The organism is Modicisalibacter tunisiensis (assembly GCF_020148005.1).
Taxonomy (GTDB): Bacteria; Pseudomonadota; Gammaproteobacteria; order Pseudomonadales; family Halomonadaceae; genus Modicisalibacter; species Modicisalibacter tunisiensis.
On record NZ_JAGXFD010000001.1, the window covers coordinates 1,949,739 to 1,968,154 of the forward strand.

The 18,416-nt window shown below is 70.2% G+C and carries 13 protein-coding genes; 9 read left to right on the forward strand and 4 right to left on the reverse strand.

The window, feature by feature from the left end; translation table 11 throughout:
• Positions 1–268, reverse strand: a 268-nt coding sequence (locus KGQ91_RS09110) for a BCCT family transporter (protein WP_224420825.1), incomplete at its 3' end; no start/stop codon positions are given.
• 482 nt (positions 269–750) lie between these two features.
• On the opposite strand from KGQ91_RS09110, the gene KGQ91_RS09115 reads away from it, so the two are divergent.
• From KGQ91_RS09115 to KGQ91_RS09140, 6 genes are all read left to right on the forward strand, one after another.
• On the forward strand, positions 751–1,719 hold the full coding sequence (locus KGQ91_RS09115) for a TAXI family TRAP transporter solute-binding subunit (RefSeq protein ID WP_224420826.1): 969 nt from the start codon (positions 751–753) through the stop codon (positions 1,717–1,719).
• Between the two features lie 177 nt (positions 1,720–1,896).
• Complete coding sequence (locus tag KGQ91_RS09120) at positions 1,897–4,494, forward strand: TRAP transporter permease (RefSeq protein ID WP_224420827.1); 2,598 nt, start codon at positions 1,897–1,899, stop codon at positions 4,492–4,494.
• Positions 4,495–4,504: 10 nt separating this feature from the next.
• Positions 4,505–4,933, forward strand: coding sequence for a universal stress protein (locus KGQ91_RS09125; protein WP_224420828.1), 429 nt, complete (start codon positions 4,505–4,507; stop codon positions 4,931–4,933).
• A gap of 134 nt (positions 4,934–5,067) precedes the next feature.
• A complete protein-coding gene (locus KGQ91_RS09130) occupies positions 5,068–5,895 on the forward strand; it encodes an MOSC domain-containing protein (RefSeq protein WP_224415390.1) in 828 nt (275 codons plus the stop codon).
• Positions 5,896–5,994: 99 nt separating this feature from the next.
• Positions 5,995–6,498, forward strand: a complete 504-nt coding sequence (locus KGQ91_RS09135; RefSeq protein WP_224420829.1) for a putative pterin-binding protein — start codon at positions 5,995–5,997, stop codon at positions 6,496–6,498.
• A 52-nt stretch (positions 6,499–6,550) separates the two neighbouring features.
• Complete coding sequence (locus tag KGQ91_RS09140; protein WP_224420830.1) at positions 6,551–8,758, forward strand: ATP-binding protein; 2,208 nt, start codon at positions 6,551–6,553, stop codon at positions 8,756–8,758.
• A 15-nt stretch (positions 8,759–8,773) separates the two neighbouring features.
• Here KGQ91_RS09140 and KGQ91_RS09145 read toward each other — a convergent pair whose 3' ends face one another.
• The 3 genes from KGQ91_RS09145 to cra form a co-directional block, all read right to left on the reverse strand.
• Complete coding sequence (locus tag KGQ91_RS09145) at positions 8,774–10,681, reverse strand: metallophosphoesterase family protein (RefSeq protein WP_224415388.1); 1,908 nt, start codon at positions 10,679–10,681, stop codon at positions 8,774–8,776.
• 91 nt (positions 10,682–10,772) lie between these two features.
• On the reverse strand, positions 10,773–11,435 hold the full coding sequence (locus KGQ91_RS09150) for a phosphoribosyltransferase (RefSeq protein WP_224420831.1): 663 nt from the start codon (positions 11,433–11,435) through the stop codon (positions 10,773–10,775).
• A gap of 78 nt (positions 11,436–11,513) precedes the next feature.
• Complete coding sequence (cra, locus tag KGQ91_RS09155; RefSeq protein WP_224420832.1) at positions 11,514–12,521, reverse strand: catabolite repressor/activator; 1,008 nt, start codon at positions 12,519–12,521, stop codon at positions 11,514–11,516.
• Between the two features lie 248 nt (positions 12,522–12,769).
• Here cra and ptsP point away from each other — a divergent pair, with 248 nt between their 5' ends.
• From ptsP to KGQ91_RS09170, 3 genes are read left to right on the forward strand one after another with little or no spacing between them, the layout of a single operon-like run.
• On the forward strand, positions 12,770–15,652 hold the full coding sequence (gene ptsP, locus KGQ91_RS09160; RefSeq protein ID WP_224415385.1) for a phosphoenolpyruvate--protein phosphotransferase: 2,883 nt from the start codon (positions 12,770–12,772) through the stop codon (positions 15,650–15,652).
• Complete coding sequence (pfkB, locus tag KGQ91_RS09165; RefSeq protein WP_224420833.1) at positions 15,652–16,632, forward strand: 1-phosphofructokinase; 981 nt, start codon at positions 15,652–15,654, stop codon at positions 16,630–16,632. Before ptsP ends, pfkB begins: the two co-directional genes overlap by 1 nt.
• Positions 16,629–18,377, forward strand: coding sequence for a PTS fructose-like transporter subunit IIB (locus tag KGQ91_RS09170; RefSeq protein ID WP_224415383.1), 1,749 nt, complete (start codon positions 16,629–16,631; stop codon positions 18,375–18,377). The genes pfkB and KGQ91_RS09170 overlap by 4 nt, the downstream gene beginning before the upstream one ends.
• Positions 18,378–18,416: the final 39 nt, after the last annotated feature.

Here is an 18,416-nt window from a genome sequence, read left to right on the forward strand (position 1 = left end):
CGAGATCGCCGATGCGCGCCTTGGCGGCGGGGGTGGCCGCCAGGCCGATGGCGATGAAGAAGGTCAGCAGCAGCAACAGCTGGAAGTAGGCCCCGAGGGTGCGGGCCGTCCAGGCGAAGCCGGCGCCGATGGCGCTGGCGACACCGTCGATGTCGTACAGCGACAGGGCCACGAAGACCACAATGAACCCGATGGTGAGTGTCAGTACCAGGGGGTCGCCCCAGCGTTTCTCGGAGCGGGGGCGAGGGGAAGCGGACGTATCCGGCATGAGAGAGGGACCTTGGTCGAGAGCTTGTGGCGCGACCGGCATCGTCGACCGTCGTCGGTTCGGGGGCGGTGCGCGCAAAAGCGGCCCACCCTACCATGTGGCCCGGAGGTCGGCCAGCCGCTTCGGGCGTACGGGCCAGCGGGAGTTGCTGCGGCCAGGCTTTTCTCCGGAAGGAATTCTTGTATGATAAGCGCCGCTTAACCGACTGTTTTGTCTCGGGCTAATCAGAAAGATAAACGCCCTGTAAACGCTTGAATCGGCTACCCTGTGTCTCGATGGTCGACAGGCCCGCAGTGCGGGGTGAGCGCTGTTTTAGCGTTTCCTTTTGCAGCCGCTTGCTGCCGTGCGTATCTTGCGGGTAAGCCGTACCGGCTCGGCGATGGCCGAGCGAAGAAGGGTCCGGCCGCCTGCCGGATGCTTCGGCTTTGCCGGGCATCGGGGCAGGAAGCGATCGACAACAAACCAAGAAAGAGGTGTCTTGCATGAAACGCCACGTACTTTCCGCCATGTTCTCCGGGGCGCTGATGGGCGCCGCCGCGCTGTCCACGCCGGCACAGGCGCAGCAGAACTTCATCACCATCGGCACCGGCGGCCAGACCGGGGTCTACTATGTGGTCGGCCAGTCGATCTGCCGCATGGTCAATCGCGTCGACGACGCCAACATCAAGTGCAACGCGCCGTCCACCGGCGGCTCCGTAGCCAATATCAACGGCATCATCTCCGGCGAGCTCGACATGGGTGTCGCCCAGTCCGACGTCGCCTATCGTGCCTACAACGGCGAAGGCACCTTCGACAAGCCGTTCAAGGATCTGCGCTCCGTGTTCTCCATGCACGGCGAGCCGCTGACCCTGCTGGCCCGTGCCGATTCCGGCATCAAGACGCTCGACGACCTCAAGGGCAAGCGCGTCAACATCGGCAACCCGGGTTCCGGCCAGCGCGCCACCATGGAAGTGCTGATGGATGCCAAGGGCTGGGACTCCGGCGTCTACTCCCTGGCGTCCGAGCTGACCGCCGCCGAGCAGGCGTCCGCCCTGGCCGACAACAACATCGACGCCATGGTCTACGTGGTCGGCCACCCCAACGGTTCCATCCAGGAAGCCACCACCACCGTCGACGCCAAGCTGATCCCGCTGACCGGCGACGCCGTCGACTCCCTGGTCAAGAAGTACCCGTACTACTCCAAGGTCACCATCCCCGGCGGCCTGTACAAGGGCAACCCGGATGACGTCCAGACCTTCGGCGTGAAGGCCACCGTGGTCACCGATGCCGATACCGACCCGGACGTGGTCTACCAGACCGTCAAGGCGGTGTTCGAGAACTTCGATCGCTTCAAGAAGCTGCATCCGGCCTTCGCCAACCTCAAGCCCGAGGAAATGATCAAGGACGGCCTGACCGCACCGCTGCATGAAGGCGCGGCTCGCTACTACAAGGAGCGCGGCTGGATCGACTGAGTCGACAGCTCCTCCGCTTGACGCGATGCGCGGCTGCCTTCGGGCGGTCGCGCATCGTTGGTTCTCGGCGTCGTCGAAATGCGCTCGACGCCGCCTACACTGAATGTATGCGTCACAAGCCGATGATCGTTGGCGACAATCTGCCGGTCGCCCCGGTCGCAGACACAGGGCATTGCTATGGCTGAAGACAACAAGTCGTCACCTGCCAGTTCCCAGGAGCTCGAGGATCTGGTCGCGTCCAGCGACACCGGTTCCCGCAAGCTCACGGGAACGCCTCACAAGATTCTGCTGGGGGTGGCGGCCCTCTGGTCGCTGTTCCAGCTGTGGATTGCCTCGCCGCTTCCCTTCATGCTCAAGTTCGGCGTGTTCAGCGCCACCGAGGCGCGCTCGATTCACCTGGCGTTCGCCATGTTTCTCGCTTTCCTGGCCTATCCGGCGCTCAAGCGCTCGCCGCGCGACCGGGTGCCGCTGACCGACTGGGTCATGGCACTGCTGGGCGCCGGCGCGGCGGCCTATCTGTATCTCTTCTATGACCAGCTGGCCCAGCGGCCCGGCGACCCGATCCTTCAGGATGTGGTAGTCGCCGTGGTGGGCATGCTGCTGCTGCTGGAAGCCACGCGTCGGGCGCTCGGCCCGCCGCTGATGATCGTGGCGATCGTGTTCCTGGTCTATTCGCTGGCCGGCCCGTACATGCCGGGCATGCTGGCTCACCGCGGGGTGAGCTTCGAGGGCCTGGCCAACCACCAGTGGCTGACCACCCAGGGGGTGTTCGGCATCGCGCTGGGGGTTTCCACCAGCTTCGTCTTCCTGTTCGTGCTGTTCGGCGCCCTGCTCGAGAAGGCCGGGGCCGGCAACTACTTCATCAAGGTCGCGTTCTCGCTGCTGGGCCACTATCGCGGCGGTCCGGCCAAGGCCGCCGTGGTCGCCTCGGGCATGACCGGCCTGATCTCCGGCTCGTCGATCGCCAACGTGGTGACTACCGGCACCTTCACCGTGCCGATGATGAAGCGGGTCGGCTTCTCCGCCGAAAAGGCCGGTGCGGTCGAGGTGGCGTCTTCGGTCAATGGCCAGATCATGCCGCCGGTGATGGGCGCCGCGGCCTTCCTGATGGTCGAGTATGTCGGCATCTCCTATGTGGAAGTGATCAAGCACGCCTTCCTGCCGGCGCTGATTTCCTACATCGCGCTGATCTACATCGTTCACCTTGAAGCGATGAAGGCCGGCATGAAGGGGCTGGAGAGCAGCAATCCGGTCAAGCCGCTGCTCAACAAGGTGATCGGCTTCCTGGGCGGGTTGATCGCGCTGATGGCGCTGTCGTTCGCCGTCTACTATGGCCTGGGCTGGCTCAAGCCGGTGCTCGGCGAGTCGACCCCCTGGGTGGTCGCGGTGGCGCTGGTGGCGATCTACGTGGCGCTGCTCAAGGTCAGCTCGTACTACCCCGAGCTGGAGGAGGACGACCCCAATGAAGCGGTCGTCACGCTGCCGCAGACCCGGCCCACGGTCATGGTCGGCCTGCATTACATCCTGCCGGTGATCGTGCTGGTGTGGTGTCTGATGGTGGAGCGGTTGTCGCCGGGGCTGTCGGCCTTCTGGGCGACCATGTTCATGATCTTCATCATCGTCACCCAGCGGCCGCTGATCGCGATCTTCCGCGGGCGCAGTCGCATGGCCGCGGATATCCGCGAAGGCTTCCTCGACCTGTGGGGTGGCCTGGTCGACGGGGCGCGCAACATGATCGGCATCGGCATCGCCACGGCGACGGCGGGGATCATCGTCGGCGCCGTGGCCCAGACCGGGGTCGGCCTGGTGCTCGCCGACCTGGTCGAGACGCTGTCGATGGGCAACCTGCTGCTGATGCTGATGCTCACCGCGGTGCTCAGCCTGATCCTCGGCATGGGGCTGCCGACCACCGCCAACTACATCGTGGTCTCGGCGCTGCTGGCGCCGGTGATCGTCTCGCTGGGCCAGCAGAACGGCCTGCTGGTGCCGCTGATCGCCGTGCACCTGTTCGTGTTCTACTTCGGCATCATGGCCGACGTCACGCCGCCGGTGGGACTGGCCTCGTTCGCCGCGGCGGCGGTGTCGGGTGGCGATCCGATACGCACCGGCTTTCAGGCGTTCTACTACAGCCTGCGCACGGCGGCGCTGCCGTTCCTGTTCATCTTCAACACCGATCTGCTGCTGATCGACGTCGATCTCTGGCACGGCCTGCTGATCTTCGTGGTGGCGACGGTGGCGATGCTGATCTTCGCCGCGGCGACCCAGGGCTTCCTGCTGGTCAGGAGCCGCTGGTACGAGAGCCTGCTGCTGCTGCTGGTGGCCTTCACGCTGTTCCGCCCCGGGTTCTGGATGGACATGATTCACGATCCCTACCGGGATGTGCCGCCGGCCCAGTTCGAGCAGGCCCTGGGCAGCCTGGGCAAGGGCGACAACCTGCGCGTCAAGGTCGCCGGGGTGGATGCCTACGGCAATCCCACCGAATTCTACGTGCAGATCCCGCGCCCGGACGGTGCCACCGGGGCCGAACGGATGGACAACCTCGGTCTGCAGCTGATGCAGGATGACGGCAAGACGGTCGTCGACATGACCACCTTCGGCAGCGAGGCCGAGGAGCTGGGCTTCGAGTTCGACCAGCAGATCCTGTCCGTCAAGGCACCCGAGGAGCGCTGGGCCAAGGAGTGGATGTGGATTCCGGGGCTGGCCGTCTTCGCCCTGGTGGTATTGTTGCAGCGTCGTCGCCGGCAGGCATCGTCCACCCCGGCGCCCGCGGTGTAGGAGAAACGCCATGTACCGCAAGATCGTGTTGCCCGTCGACCTCAACGAACCGGCCTCCTGGGAGCGGGCGCTGCCCACGGCGCTCGCCCTGTGCCGGACCTTCGAGGCCAGCCTGCATATCGTCACCGTGCTGCCCGACTACCACATGCCGCTGGTGGGCAGCTTCTTCCCGGAGGACTTCGGCGAGAAGGCCCGCCAGGCGCTGTCCGAGGCGCAGCACCGCTTCGTCGCCGAGCATGTGCCCGACGAGATCGAGACCCAGTGCATCATTGCCGAGGGTTCGCCCTATGTGGGCATCGTCGAGAGTGCCAGCGCCATCGGTGCGGACCTGATCGTCATGGCGTCGCACACCCGGCGCAACCTCGCGGAACGCCTGCTCGGCCCCAATGCCGAGCATGTCGTCCACCGTGCCGACATGTCGGTGATGGTGGTGCGCTGATCGGGTGATCCAGCCGGCGGGGCGGGCTGCGGGCCGTCCCGCCCGATTCGCCGTTGCGCGTTCGCCGCGGCGGCCACGGTGCCACCGGCCCGGCCGGTGGCGTCATTCTGTCGCGTCGTCGTACGGGAGTCGTCATGCACGCAGCCAAGGCCTCGCCGCGCCTTTCCGGCCTGTACCGTTACCCGATAAAATCCACCGCCGGGCGTTCGCTGGAGCGTGCCACGGTCGGCGAGGAGGGCCTGCTGGGGGATCGCCGCTACATGCTGGTGCGCCCCGACGGCACTTTTCTCACGGCACGCACGCATCCCCGGCTGCAGTGCATCGTCGCCGAGCCGTCGCCCGAGGGACTGTCGATCTGGCATCCCGATGCCGGGCGCATCGAGGCCGTGACGCGGCGCTTCGCCGCCCGGCCGTTCGAGACGGCGGTGTGGGGGGATCACTTCGCGGCCCTGACCACCGAATCGGCCCTGGATCGCTGGTTCTCCGACCTGCTGGGGGAGCCGGCGCGGCTCTTGTGGCTGGGCGAGGTCTCGTCGCGCTACCGGCCGGGGCTGGGCAAGCGGGTCAGCTTTGCCGACGGCTACCCGCTGATGGTGATTGGCGAGGCCTCGCTGACGGCGCTCAACGCGCGTCTCGAGCGGCCGCAGCGCATGGCCCAGTTTCGCCCCAACCTGGTGGTGACGGGCACCGCACCGCATGCCGAGGACGGCTGGCGGCGCCTGCGCATCGGCGAGGTCGAGTTTCTCGTCGACACGCCCTGTTCCCGCTGCGTCATGACCACCGTCGATCCGGCCACGGGGCGCTTCCAGCCGGATCGCGAGCCGCTGCGAACGCTGGCACGCTACCGCCGCGGGCCGGACGGCAAGGTGCTGTTCGGCCAGAACCTGGTCGCGCTGAACGCCGGCGAGCTGCACCTCGGTGTGCCGGTCGAGATTCTGGAAACCCGGCCGGCCGTTCCCTGACGCCGACCTCATCATTCATCCGTGGGCATGCAGACAGGATGTGGCCGCCCAGACACTGCCGGAGCCGAGGCTCCTTTCTTGCCGACAACGAGGCCCATCATGCGTCAAGTCCTGTTCCTGCTGCTGACCCTGCTGCTGCCGTGCACCGCCGCCCAGGCCGGCTCCGAGCTGCCGAGCCCGCAGGGGCGCGTGATCCTGACCGTGACCGGCGACATCACGCGCACCAACGCCGGTGACGAGGCCCGCTTCGATGCCGCCATGCTGCGGAATCTGGGGATGCACGCGGTCAGGACTCACACCCCCTGGACCGAGGGGGTCTCGCGCTTCGAGGGGCCGCTGGGCCGGGATCTGCTGGCGGCGGTCGGCGCTCGCGGCCGGCAGCTGCGGGTCAAGGCGCTCAACGACTTCGTCGCCGAGATTCCGGTCAGCGACGTCGAGGACAACGACGTGCTGCTGGCCATGCGCCGGGACGGCAAGCCGATGTCGGTACGCAACTTCGGGCCGCTGTTCGTGCTCTACCCGTTCGACGATCATCCCGAGCTGCAGACCGAGAAGATCCGCTTTCGCAGCGCCTGGCAGGTGGCCACCATCGAGGTGGAGTGAGTGACGCCGGCCGGCGCGGCGCGCCGGCCGCTTGCCGATTCCGGAGGTTCGCGTGCAGTATCCCCTGCGTCTCAAGCTGGGCGTCGTGGCGGCGGTGTGCTTCTTCGTCGGTGCCATCGGCGTGGTCAGCCTGATCTTCTGGCGCCAGGGCAGCCTGGTGCCGACGATCGGCAACGATGCCGCCTGGATCGCCTACAAGCTTGACCGCGATACCGTCGAGCTGCGCAGCCAGGTGCTGCAAGGTCGGGCGGACAGCCCGGCGGACCTGGACGAGCTGCGGCTGTCCTTCGACCTGCTCTACAGCCGTTCGCGGCTGCTCGTCGACGGGCAGATCGCCGAGCTGATTCGCTCGATTCCGGCGGTGAAGGGGCGCATCGACCCGATACTCGCGCAGGTGGCCGCCATCGATGACACCCTGCGCGGGCTGCAGCGGCTGACACCGGCGATTCTCGAGCAGCTGCAGGGGCGCTTCCAGGTCCTGGGCAGCGACACCCAGCGGCTGATCATGGCGATCAACGAGCATTTCGCGCAGACCAAGACGCGGGCGCGGGAAACCATGTTCCAGCTCTATGCCCTGCTGCTGGCGCTGATCGTGCTGATGAGCCTGGCCACGCTGGTGGTGGTGCGCTTCCTGTTCCAGGAAGCGCGGGACAACGACGCCTCCCGGCGACGGCTGGAGACGTTGAGCCGGGAGCTCGAGGTGACGGCGGAGCGCGCCGAGTCGGCGAGTCGTGCCAAGTCGGACTTCCTGGCGGTGGTCAGCCACGAGATTCGCACGCCGCTCAACGGCGTGATCGGCATGAGTGCGCTGCTGCTGGATCGCCTGCAGGAGCCGCGTTCCCGCCACTATGCGCGGACCATCCACGAGAGCGCCGAGATCCTGCTCAGCCTGATCAACGACATTCTCGACTTCTCGAAGATCGAGGCCGGGCATCTGGAACTGGAGGTCGGGCCCTTTCACCTCGGGGACTGCATCGACAGCGTGATGCGGCTGTTCGCCCCGCGCACCGACGGCTCGGCGGTCACCCTGGCGGGCCATCTCGATCCGGCGCTGCCCGTGTACCTGCGCGGCGACGTCGGGCGCCTGCGCCAGATCCTGCTCAACCTGCTCTCCAATGCCCTCAAGTTCACCGAGGCCGGCCAGGTGACGCTGACGGTCACGTGCGTGGCGGCCGGTCGGGTGCGATTCGCGGTCAGCGATACCGGATGCGGCATCCCCGTCGATCGTCAGGCCGCCCTGTTCGAGCCCTTTCGTCAGGCGGACGCCTCGACGGCGCGGCGCTTCGGCGGTTCCGGGCTGGGGCTGGCGATCTGCAAGCGGCTGGCCGGTGCCATGGGCGGCGAGATCGGTTTCGCCAGCCGCGAGGGCGAGGGCAGCCGCTTCTGGGTCGAGCTGCCGCTGCCGGCCGCCGCCGCGGCCTGCCTGCCGACGCCGTCCCATGCCCGGTTCCCCGAGGCCGGGCGGGCCCGGCTCGCGGGGCGGGTGCTGGTGGCGGAGGACAACCCGGTCAATCGCCAGGTGGCGAGCGCCATGCTCGAGCGCTTCGGCCTCGAGGTGGCGGTGGTCGAGGATGGTCGGGCCGCCGTGGCGCGGGCCCGCGAGGAGGCCTTCGACCTGATCTTCATGGACATGCAGATGCCCGGCATGGACGGTATCGCCGCGACCCGGGCGATCCGCGAGCAGGGCGGGGCGCTCGCCGAGGTGCCGATCGTCGCCATGACCGCGGGAGCGATGGCGGGCGAGAAGTCGCGTGCCCTGGCGGCGGGCATGAATGGCTACCTGACCAAGCCGGTGCTGCCGGAGTCCCTCGAGCGTCTGCTGCATCACTACCTGGACGGCGAGGGCGAGGCGTCGGGGGCGTCCCTGCCGGGGGCGTCCCTGCCGGGGGCGTCCCCGCCGGCCTCGGACGCCTCGCCGGAGTCGCCGCTGGTCGATGGTGCCGTCCTCGGCGAGTTGCACGACTCGCTGGGCCGGGACACCCTCGCGGAGCTGATCTCGCTGTTCCGCGGCCAGGTCCCGGAGCGCCTGTCCCGGCTGGAGGCCGCCCGGGCGAACTCGGACGACGCGGCGCTCGCCCATCAGGCGCACCTGCTCAGGGGCGAGGCCGTCGGGCTCGGCCTCTATCGCGTCGCGACGCTATCCGGCGAGCTGGAAGCCCAGATCGCGCGGTTGGCCCCCTCGGCCCGCGAGGCGCGGCTGCAGGCGCTCCGCCTGGCCCTGGAGGAGACGCTGGACGCCCTGCCGGCCGGCGTCGAGTGAGCGGCGGCGCCAGCGTCAGAGAAAGCGTGTGTCGCGATCGTCGCTGCCGAGCTGGGCGATCTCGCGGGGGCGCCCCTCGGCGTCGAGACGCACATGGCCGATGCCCGCGCCGTTCCACAGCCGCTCGCCGGCCCGGGCGCGTTCCGGCACCAGCGGGCGGACATGCATGCGCCGGCGCTGGGTGAAGAGGTTGAGCGGCGACCAGGGGGCGTAGAGCCAGCGGTTGAGGCGGTCGAAGGCGTCGAGCAGGGTGTCGGGAAAGGTGTTCTTGAGCCCGCTGCTGGTGACCTGCCAGATGCGCGGGCCATGCCGGTGATGGCGCAGGCGGACCTCGTAGGCGAAGGAGTAGTGCACGTCGCCGGAGAGGATCACGTAGTGCCCCGGGGTGCGCGAGTGACGGAAGATGTTGAGCATCACGCTGGCGGCGCCGCGATGCGCCATCCAGTTCTCGGCATCCACCAGCAGCGGCTTGCCTGCCCAGGTGAACAGGCGCTGGATGCCCTCGATCAGCTTGACGCCGAAGATCGGCGCCGGCGACACCACGATCACGCTGGGCTCGTCGAGCAGCGTCTGCTGGAAGTCGCTGAGCGCTTCCCAGTCCATCAGTCCCGACGGGCGGTGCCGGGCGCGCTCGCTGCGCCAGCGTCGCGTGCGCGTATCCAGCACCACCACTCGCGGCGTGGTGGGCAGGGTGTAGTCCCAGCCCTCGAAGCGCAGCAGCTCGCCAATCAGCGTGTCCTGTCGCTCGGCCGGCAGCGCGTCATCGGCGGCGGCGTCGAGCAGCGCGGCAAGCGAGCCGAGCGGCGCGTCGAGCCGCGGCGGGGCGTTACCCCAGCCCTGGCAGAGCAGATAGCCGAGCAGGGCGTTGCCGATGATCCGCCGCGAGAAGGGGTGGCCGTAGGCGGTCTCCTCCCAGGCGGCGGTCAGGTTCCAGTCGTCGGTGATGTCGTGGTCATCGAAGATCATCAGGGTGGGCAGCTGGGCCATGACCCGGGCCGCCTGCGGCAGCGTGGCGACGAAGTCGTCGATGGCCGCCGCTTCCCTGTCCCAGGTGGCCGCGTCGCCGGCGTCCAGCGCCGGGCGGGGCGGGTCGATCAACCGCCAGGCCACCGGCGACCAGACCAGCAGGTACATGGCGACCACCTCGGCGAAGGTGATCAGGTGATTCGAGGCGTTGGCGGTGGTGAAGATGGGCTTGCGCACCCCGCCGAAGAAGCGTTCGCGCAGGGCCTCGCTGGACTCGAATTCGGGCAGCAGGCGCTCGCGATGGTAGTAGGTGGCCGGATGGGCGAGCAGCTCGGCGCTGTCGTTGACCACCGCGCCCTCGAGGCGCTCGCCGTACAGCCCGAGGCGCCGGATCAGGGCGTGGATGGCGGCCAGCAGGGGGCCGGCGACGTCGTCGGCGTAGATCTGGTCGCCGGTCAGCATGAGCAGGGCCGGACGGGCCTCGGGCGTGTCGCGGTGCGCGGCGAACCAGCGGTCGGCACGGGCCAGGCCGTCGGCCGCCGGATGATGCGGGCGCCGGCAGGAGCCGTGCAGCAGGTCGTCGCAGTGCGAGCGCAGCACGAAGTCGGGACGCGCCTGGCCGGGGTAGAGCAGGTGCGGTGCCCATTCGGCGATGCCACGCGACCCGCCATCACCGGTCGCCATATGCAGGTCGTAGCCGATCGGCACGTCCTCGGGCAGGGCGTCGTCCAGGGTGACGTGAATCAGGTGCACCCAGGCGTGGCGGCCGACGCGCAGCCGGCGGCAGGCGTCATCGAGGGGCCGGCGGCGGCTCTCGCCATCGCCCGGCGTCAGGGTCAGCTGCAGCTCGAGCGGCCGGGAGGCCACCAGCCACAGGGTCAGATTGGTCGGCTCGGCCCGCCGCAGCAGCGGGCCGGCCAGTACCTCGGGCAGCGAGGCGGCGGGAGAATCGGTCATCGGGCGCGTGGGTCCTGCCGGCGACGAAAGCGCCCAGCTTAGCGGGCCCGGCCGTGGCTGGCCATGCCCGCAGGCATGCTCGGGCGGTGGCTCAACCCCGCGGTGTGCCCGGCGCGGCGGCATCGGCCAGGCACTGGCGGACCTCGGCGTCGCTGGTCTGGTCGAAATGGCGATACCACTGGCCGACCGACGAGAATCGCTCGGGCGCGGCCAGGCACACCACCTCGTCGGCCTCGTCGCGCAGCAGCGTCAGGCTGTCGGGGGCGGCCACCGGCACGGCGACGATGCAGCGTCCGGCGCCGAGGCGTCGCAGCGCCTGGACGGCGGCACGCATGGTCGCGCCGGTGGCGATGCCGTCGTCGACCAGCACCACCGTGGCGGCGGCGAGGTCGGGATAGGCGCGATCGCCGCGATAGGCCTGTTCGCGCCGGGCCAGCTCGGCGCGCTCGCGCTCGATGACGGCATCCAGCGCGCGGGGACCGATCCCCAGTCGAGTCACCAGGTCCTCGTCGACGACCGTGACCCCGCCGCTGGCGATGGCGCCCATGGCGAACTCCTCGTGGCCGGGCACGCCCAGCTTGCGCACGACCAGCACGTCGAGCGGCAGATCGAGCCGGCGGGCGATCTCGGCGGCGACCGGCACGCCGCCGCGCGGCAGCCCGAGCACCACCGCCGGTGGTGTCACCCGGCCCGACAGATGACTGGCAAGGCGCTCACCGGCGTCGTGACGATCCTGAAAGGGCAGCTCGGTCATGGCGGGATTCCTCGGCAACGGGATCGGCTGGCTGTGTTCAGCGTGGCCAGTCTCCCGGGCCGGGGTCAATGACCGGCGTCAACAGGTCGTCGAAGGCGCGGTGCATGGCGCCCGGCAGCGCAGCGAGCGCTCCACGACCGTCACCCCTGGGCGATAGTCGCCGCGCGCCGCGGCGATCGCGCGGGCCAGGGTCAGCTCGGCGATGCGGGCGTGATCCTGAGGCAGCGAGTTGACCGGCCGCGGCAGGAAATCCAGCAGCCGATCATCGCCGAAGGTTGCCAGACGCAGGGTATCGGGCAGGTCGCCGCGGGCCAGCAGCACGTCCAGGGCGCCGTCGAGCAGGGTATAGGAGGCCGTGACCAGGGCGTCGGGCATGCCGCGCTCCGCCAGCAGCCGCTCCATCAGCAGGGCACCGTCGTGGCGATCGTAGCGCGCCGCGGAGAGGATCCACGGTTCGGCGCCGGCGGCTGCCACGGCCTGCTCGAATCCCTGCCGGCGCTCCCGGGTCATCGACAGCTCGTCCACCGCATCGAGCCAGGCGATGTGGTGCACGTCGGCATCCAGCACCGAGCGGGTCAGCGTCTCGGCGGCGGCGACGTTGTTGCTCAGCACGCAGACGAAGCGCGCCGGATCGAGTGCGCGGTCGACGGCGATCACCGGCAGGCCGCCGGCCATCAGGTCGACGTAGAAGGGGTCCGCCGCCGCCAGGCTGGTGGCGACGATCAGCGCCTGGCAGCGCTGGGCGCGCAGGGCACGGGCCAGTTCGCGCTCGGTGGCCGGGTCGTCGTCGGAGCCGGCGATCAGCAGCTGGAAGCCCTGCTCGCGGGCGCCGCGCTCGAGGCGCTTGGCCAGCCGGGCGTAGCTGGCGTTCTCCAGGTCGGGAATGATCAGCCCCAGGGTATGGCTCTGGCCGCGGCGCAGGGCGGCGGCCTGGGCGTCGACCCGGTACTGGTAGCGCTCGACGATGGCCATCACGCGCTCGACGGTGTCGCGGCTGATGCGGCGCTCCTCGGCCTTGCCGTTGATCACATAGCTTGCGGTGGTGCGTGAGACGCCGGCCAGGCGGGCGATTTCGGCAAGAGTCATGGCCATCTCGTCGTTGCGGCTCCGGTTGGGATGATGCGTCCATTCTACGGAAGTGGGGGTTTTTCGGCCCCCTGCCAAGGTCGTAGGGAAAGGCGCTTGATTAATCGGGTGGATCGTTTCAGCATTGCTCCCATGAACAAGGTGACACGATTCAGCGAGACGGGACAAGTCGAATCCGCGACGACCCTGTCCCGTGTCCGAGGGCGGCGCCGGGGCCGTGGCTGCCGGCACCGCGAGGAGGCTTATCCATGTTGACGCTTCAAACCGACGACGTCGTGCTCGGCTGCCGGGCCGCCGACTGGCGCGACGCCCTCGACCAGGCGGCGCGTTCGCTGGTCGAGGCCGGCCGCGCGACCCCCGAGTACCGCGATGGCCTGCACGAACGCGAGGCCCAGTCATCGACCTATCTGGGCAACGCCATCGCCATCCCCCATGGCACGCCGGCGAGCCGCGATCAGGTGCTGACCACCGGCGTGCGCGTGCTGCAGTTCCCCGACGGGGTCGCGTGGCATGACGGCAACCGGGTGCACGTACTGGTGACCATCGCCGCGCAGAGCGACGAGCATCTGGACATCCTGCGCGCGCTCACCCATGTGCTCGACCGCGACGGTGTGGCCGGGCGGCTGGCGTCGGCCACCAGCCGCGAGGCGGTGCTCGCCGAGCTGTCCAGGGCGCCGGTCAGCGCCCGGGTGGATGCCGACACGCTGTGCCTGAACTTCCCCGCCCGGGACCGCTTCGAACTGGCCCTGGCCGGCGCGGCGCGGCTGCGTCAGGTCGGCTGTGTCGACGGCGACTTCGTCGCGGCGGTCGTCGCCCAGGAGCCGGTGGCGCTGGGCCAGGGCCTGTGGCTGGCCAGCAGCGACCGCGGCGTGAGCACGCCGGCGCTGTCGCTGGCCACGCCGGAGCAGGCCTTCTCCGGCCCGTTGGGTCCGGTCAACGGCGTGTTCTGCCTGGCCGGGCAGGGGGACGCGCATCGCGGCCTGCTGGAGCGTCTGGCCGAACTGCTCGATGCCGGTGGCGGCGAGGCGCTGGCCGATGCCGATGCGGCGACCGTGCTGGCGCGGCTGGCCGGCGAGACGGCCAGCGCCGAGACCGCGCGGGTCCGGGTGCTCAATGCCCACGGCCTGCATGCGCGCCCGGCCAAGCAGCTGGTGCAGGTGGCCCGCGCCCAGGCGCTGCCGATCAAGGTGCGGCTGCTCGAGGGTGCGGCCGAGTCGGTCTCGGCGGCGAGCCTGACCAAGGTGATCGGCCTGGGTGCGCGGCGCGGTCAGACGCTGGTGTTCTCCGCCGAGGGCGCGGGTGCCGCCGAGGCCCTGGCCGAGGTCGCCGCGGCGGTGCGCGACGGGCTGGGCGAGAAGGTCGAGCCCTTCGAGGAGCGCCGCGGTGTCGATGACGTCGAGCAGGCGGGCGCCACGGTCGAACTCGAGCCGCTGCCGGCCGACACGCCCCATCCCGCGGTGGCCGCGTCGCCGGGGCTGGCCATCGCGCCGGCCTTCGTGATGCGCCTGCCGCGCTTCGACTATCCGGAACGGGCCCGCGACCTGCAGGGCGAGCGGGCTGGCGACGCCACCACCCAGCGCGGGCGTCTCGAGCGGGCGATGCACGAGGCCATCGAGCAGCTCGAGGCGCTGATTCGTCAGGCCAAGGGCGGCGAGGTGGCCGAGATCCTGTCGATGCACGAGGAGATGCTCGACGACCCGGAACTGCGCGAGGCCGCCCACGAGGGCATCGCCGATGGCCTGTCCGCCGAGGCGGCCTGGTGGCAGGCGGTGGACACGGCGGCGCGCGCCCAGGAGGTGCTCGCCGATCGCCTGCTCGCCGAGCGGGCGGCCGATCTGCGCGATGTCGGCCGTCGGGTGCTGGGCATTCTCTGCGGTGCCGAGATGCCGACGCCGCCCGACGCGCCCTACATCCTGGTCACCGAGGATGTCGGTCCCTCCGACGTGGCGCGACTCGACACCGGCAAGGTGCGCGGGCTGCTCACCGTGCGCGGCGGTGCCACCTCGCACAGCGCGATTCTCGCGCGGGCGCTGGGCATTCCCGCCGTGGTGGGCGCCGGCGAGCGGGTGATGACGCTGGCCGACGGCACCGAGCTGATCCTCGATGGCGAACGGGGCCGGGTGATTCCCGCGCCGTCCAACGAGCGTCGCGACCGCGCCGAGCTGCGCCTCAAGGAGCGCGAGATCCGCGAGCGCGAGGCGCATGCCCAGCGTTTCGAATCGGCGCTCACCCGGGACGGCCATCGCGTCGAGGTGGCGGCCAACCTGGGCAATACCGCCCACGCCGGCGACGCCGTCGAGCACGGCGCCGAGGGTGTCGGCCTGCTGCGTACCGAGTTCGTGTTCATGGCCCATGCCGAGGCGCCCGATCTCGAGACCCAGATCGGCGAGTACCGCCAGGCCATCGAGGCCCTCGACGGCCGCCCGCTGGTGGCCCGCACCCTGGACGTGGGCGGCGACAAGCCGCTGCCCTACTGGCCGCTTCCCCAGGAGGACAACCCCTTCCTCGGCCTGCGCGGCATTCGCCTGGCGCTGACCCGGCCCGAGATTCTCGAGACCCAGCTGCGCGCACTGCTCACCGCCGCCGGCGACAGGCCGCTGCGGATCATGTTCCCGATGGTCAAGGACATCGCCGAGTTCCGCGCCGCCCGCGCGATCTTCGAGCGCGTCCAGGCCGAAGTGGGGGCGAGCGACGTGCAGCTCGGCGTGATGATCGAGATCCCCTCCTGCGCGCTGCTGGCGCCGAGCCTGGCCGAGGAGGTCGATTTCTTCTCGATCGGCACCAACGACCTGACCCAGTACACCCTGGCGATCGACCGCGGCCACGCCGAACTCTCGGCGCAGTCCGACGGCCTGCACCCGGCGGTGCTGCGGCTGATCCAGATGACCGTCGACGCCGCCCATGCCAAGGGCAAGTGGGTCGGTGTGTGCGGCGAGCTGGGCAGCGATGCCCAGGCGATCCCGGTGCTGCTGGGGCTGGGCGTCGATGAACTGTCGGTGTCGATCCGTCAGGTGCCGATGGTCAAGGCCCGGCTGCGCGAGCTGAGCCTCGACGAGGCCCGTCGCCATGCCGAGGCCGCCCTGGCGCAGTCCACCGCCGAGGCGGTCCGCGAAGCGCTGGAGGCACTCTGATGGCCCGGATTCTCGCGATCAGTCTCAATCCCGCGCTGGACCTGGCGATCCGTCTGCCGCAACTGGCGCTGGGCCGGGTCAACCGCACCGAGTCCACGCACCTGGAGGCCGCCGGCAAGGGCGTCAACGTGGCGCGGGTGCTGGTGGCCCTGGGCCATGACGTCACGGTCTCGGGCTTCCTCGGTGCCGCCAACGACGGGGTCTTCGTGCGCGCCTTCGCCGACCTGGGCGTGGAAGACGCCTGCCGGCGGGTGGCCGGCGAGACCCGCATCAATGCCAAGGTCGCCGAGCACGACGGGCGCGTCACCGACATCAACGGCCCCGGCCTGGCGGTGGACGCCGGCGCGCTCGAGGCGCTGCGCGACGACCTCGACGCCCGCGCCGGCGACTCGTCGCGTCGCCCGGACGCCGTGGTGATCGCCGGCAGCCTGCCGCCGGGGGTCGAGGCCACCGACCTGGTGGCGCTGGTCACCCGGCTGGGCGAGCGGGGCATCCCGGTATGGGTGGACACCAGCGGCCCCGCGCTCACCGCGGCGATCGACGCCGGGCCGACCGCGGTCAAGCCCAACGAGCAGGAGCTGGCCGACTGGGCCGGTGAATCGCTGGACGGCGAGGCCCCGCGCCTCCAGGCCGTGCGCCGGCTGCATGCCGCCGGTGTCGCCGAGGCACTGATCTCCGCCGGCCGGGACGGGGTGCTGTGGGCCAGCCGCCGCGGCGAATGGCTGGCCCTGCCGCCGACGGTCGCGGTGACCAGCACCGTGGGCGCGGGGGACACCCTGGTCGCCGGCATGCTCCACGGGGTGCTGAGCGGCCATCCGCCCGAGCAGGTACTGCGTTTCGCCACGGCGCTGTCCGCGGAAGCCGTGCGCCATGTCGGCGTGGGCGACCCGCACGCCGACGACTTCAACGATCTCCAACGACAAACACGCGTGCAGCGCCTTGACGACGGCGAACGGCACGCAGGGGGAGTCCACGCATGAACGTGATTCTGATTACCGCCTGCCCCAGCGGCATGGCGACGACCTTCCTGGCGGCGCGCCGGCTGGAGCAGGCGGCCCTCCGCCGAGGCTGGCACGCGACGGTGGAGATGCACGGCGAACTGGCGCCGGTCACGCCGGTCTCCGCCGAGGCCATCGACGCCGCCGAGCTGATCATCGTCGCCGCCGATCGGGTGCCCGATCCCGAGCGCTTCCGCGGCAAGCCGCTGTTCCAGGCGCCGATCAATCAGGCGCTGCCCGACCCGGGCGACTTTCTCGAACGGGCCGCCCGCGAGGCGACGCCCTTCACACCCGCCGCCCCCGACGCGGCCACCGCGGCCGATGACGGGGCGGGGCGGCGCATCGTCGCCGTCACCGCCTGCCCGACCGGGGTGGCGCATACCTTCATGGCCGCCGAGGCGCTGGCCGAGGCAGGGCGGGCCCTGGGCCACGCGATCCGCGTCGAGACCCAGGGCTCGGTCGGCGCCCAGGACGCGCTGACCGAGGCGGAGATTCGCGACGCCGACGTGGTGATCCTGGCCTGCGACATCGAGGTCGATCCCAGCCGCTTTGCCGGCAAGCGCGTGTGGCGCACCTCCACCGGCAATGCCCTGAAGAAGCCCAAGGAGACCATCACGGCGGCGCTGGACAATGCCGCCGTGGAAAGCGCCACCCAGGCCGCGGCCGGCGACGGCGGCGAGGCGAAGAAGAGCGTCAAGGAGAAGGGCGTCTACAAGCACCTGCTCACCGGGGTGTCGTTCATGCTGCCCATGGTGGTGGCGGGCGGCCTGTGCATCGCGCTGTCGTTCGTGTTCGGCATCAAGGCCTTCGAGCAGGACGGTACCCTGGCCGCGGCACTGATGCAGATCGGCGGCGGCAGCGCCTTCAAGCTGATGGTGCCGGTGCTGGCCGGTTACATCGCCTACTCGATCGCCGACCGGCCCGGCATCGCCCCGGGGATGATCGGCGGCTGGCTGGCCTCCACGCTGGGTGCCGGCTTCATCGGCGGCATCCTCGCCGGCTTCCTGGCGGGCTATTCGGCGAAGGCCGTGACCCGCTACGTCAAGCTGCCGGCGAGCATCGAGTCGCTCAAGCCGATCCTGATCATCCCGCTGCTGGCGAGTCTGTTCACCGGGCTGGTGATGATCTATGTGGTGGGCACGCCGGTGGCGGCCGTGCTCGACGGCCTGACCGGCTTCCTCAACAACATGGGCTCGGCCAACGCCGTGCTGCTCGGCACGCTGCTCGGTGCCATGATGTGCTTCGACATGGGCGGGCCGGTCAACAAGGCGGCCTACACCTTCGGTGTCGGGCTGCTGGCCTCCGAGACCTATGCGCCGATGGCGGCGATCATGGCCGCCGGCATGGTGCCGGCGATCGGCATGGGCATCGCCAGCTTCGTCGCCCGCCAGAAGTTTTCCGAGCCGGAACGCGAGGCGGGCAAGGCCTCTTTCGTGCTGGGGCTGTGCTTCATCACCGAGGGGGCGATCCCCTTCGCCGCCAAGGATCCGCTGCGGGTGATTCCCGCCTGCATGGTCGGCGGCGCGGTGACAGGGGCGCTGTCCATGCTCTTCGGCGCCAAGCTGATGGCCCCCCACGGCGGTATCTTCGTGCTGCTGATCCCCAATGCCATCAGCCCGGTGCTGCCCTACCTGCTGGCGATCGTCGCCGGCTCGCTGGTCACCGGCCTGGGCTATGCGGCGATCAAGCGCCACAGCGAGGCGGTGGCGGTCGCCGAGGCGGCCTGACAGCCCCGCCTGTCCGGTCCGGCGGCAGGCCGGCGCAGC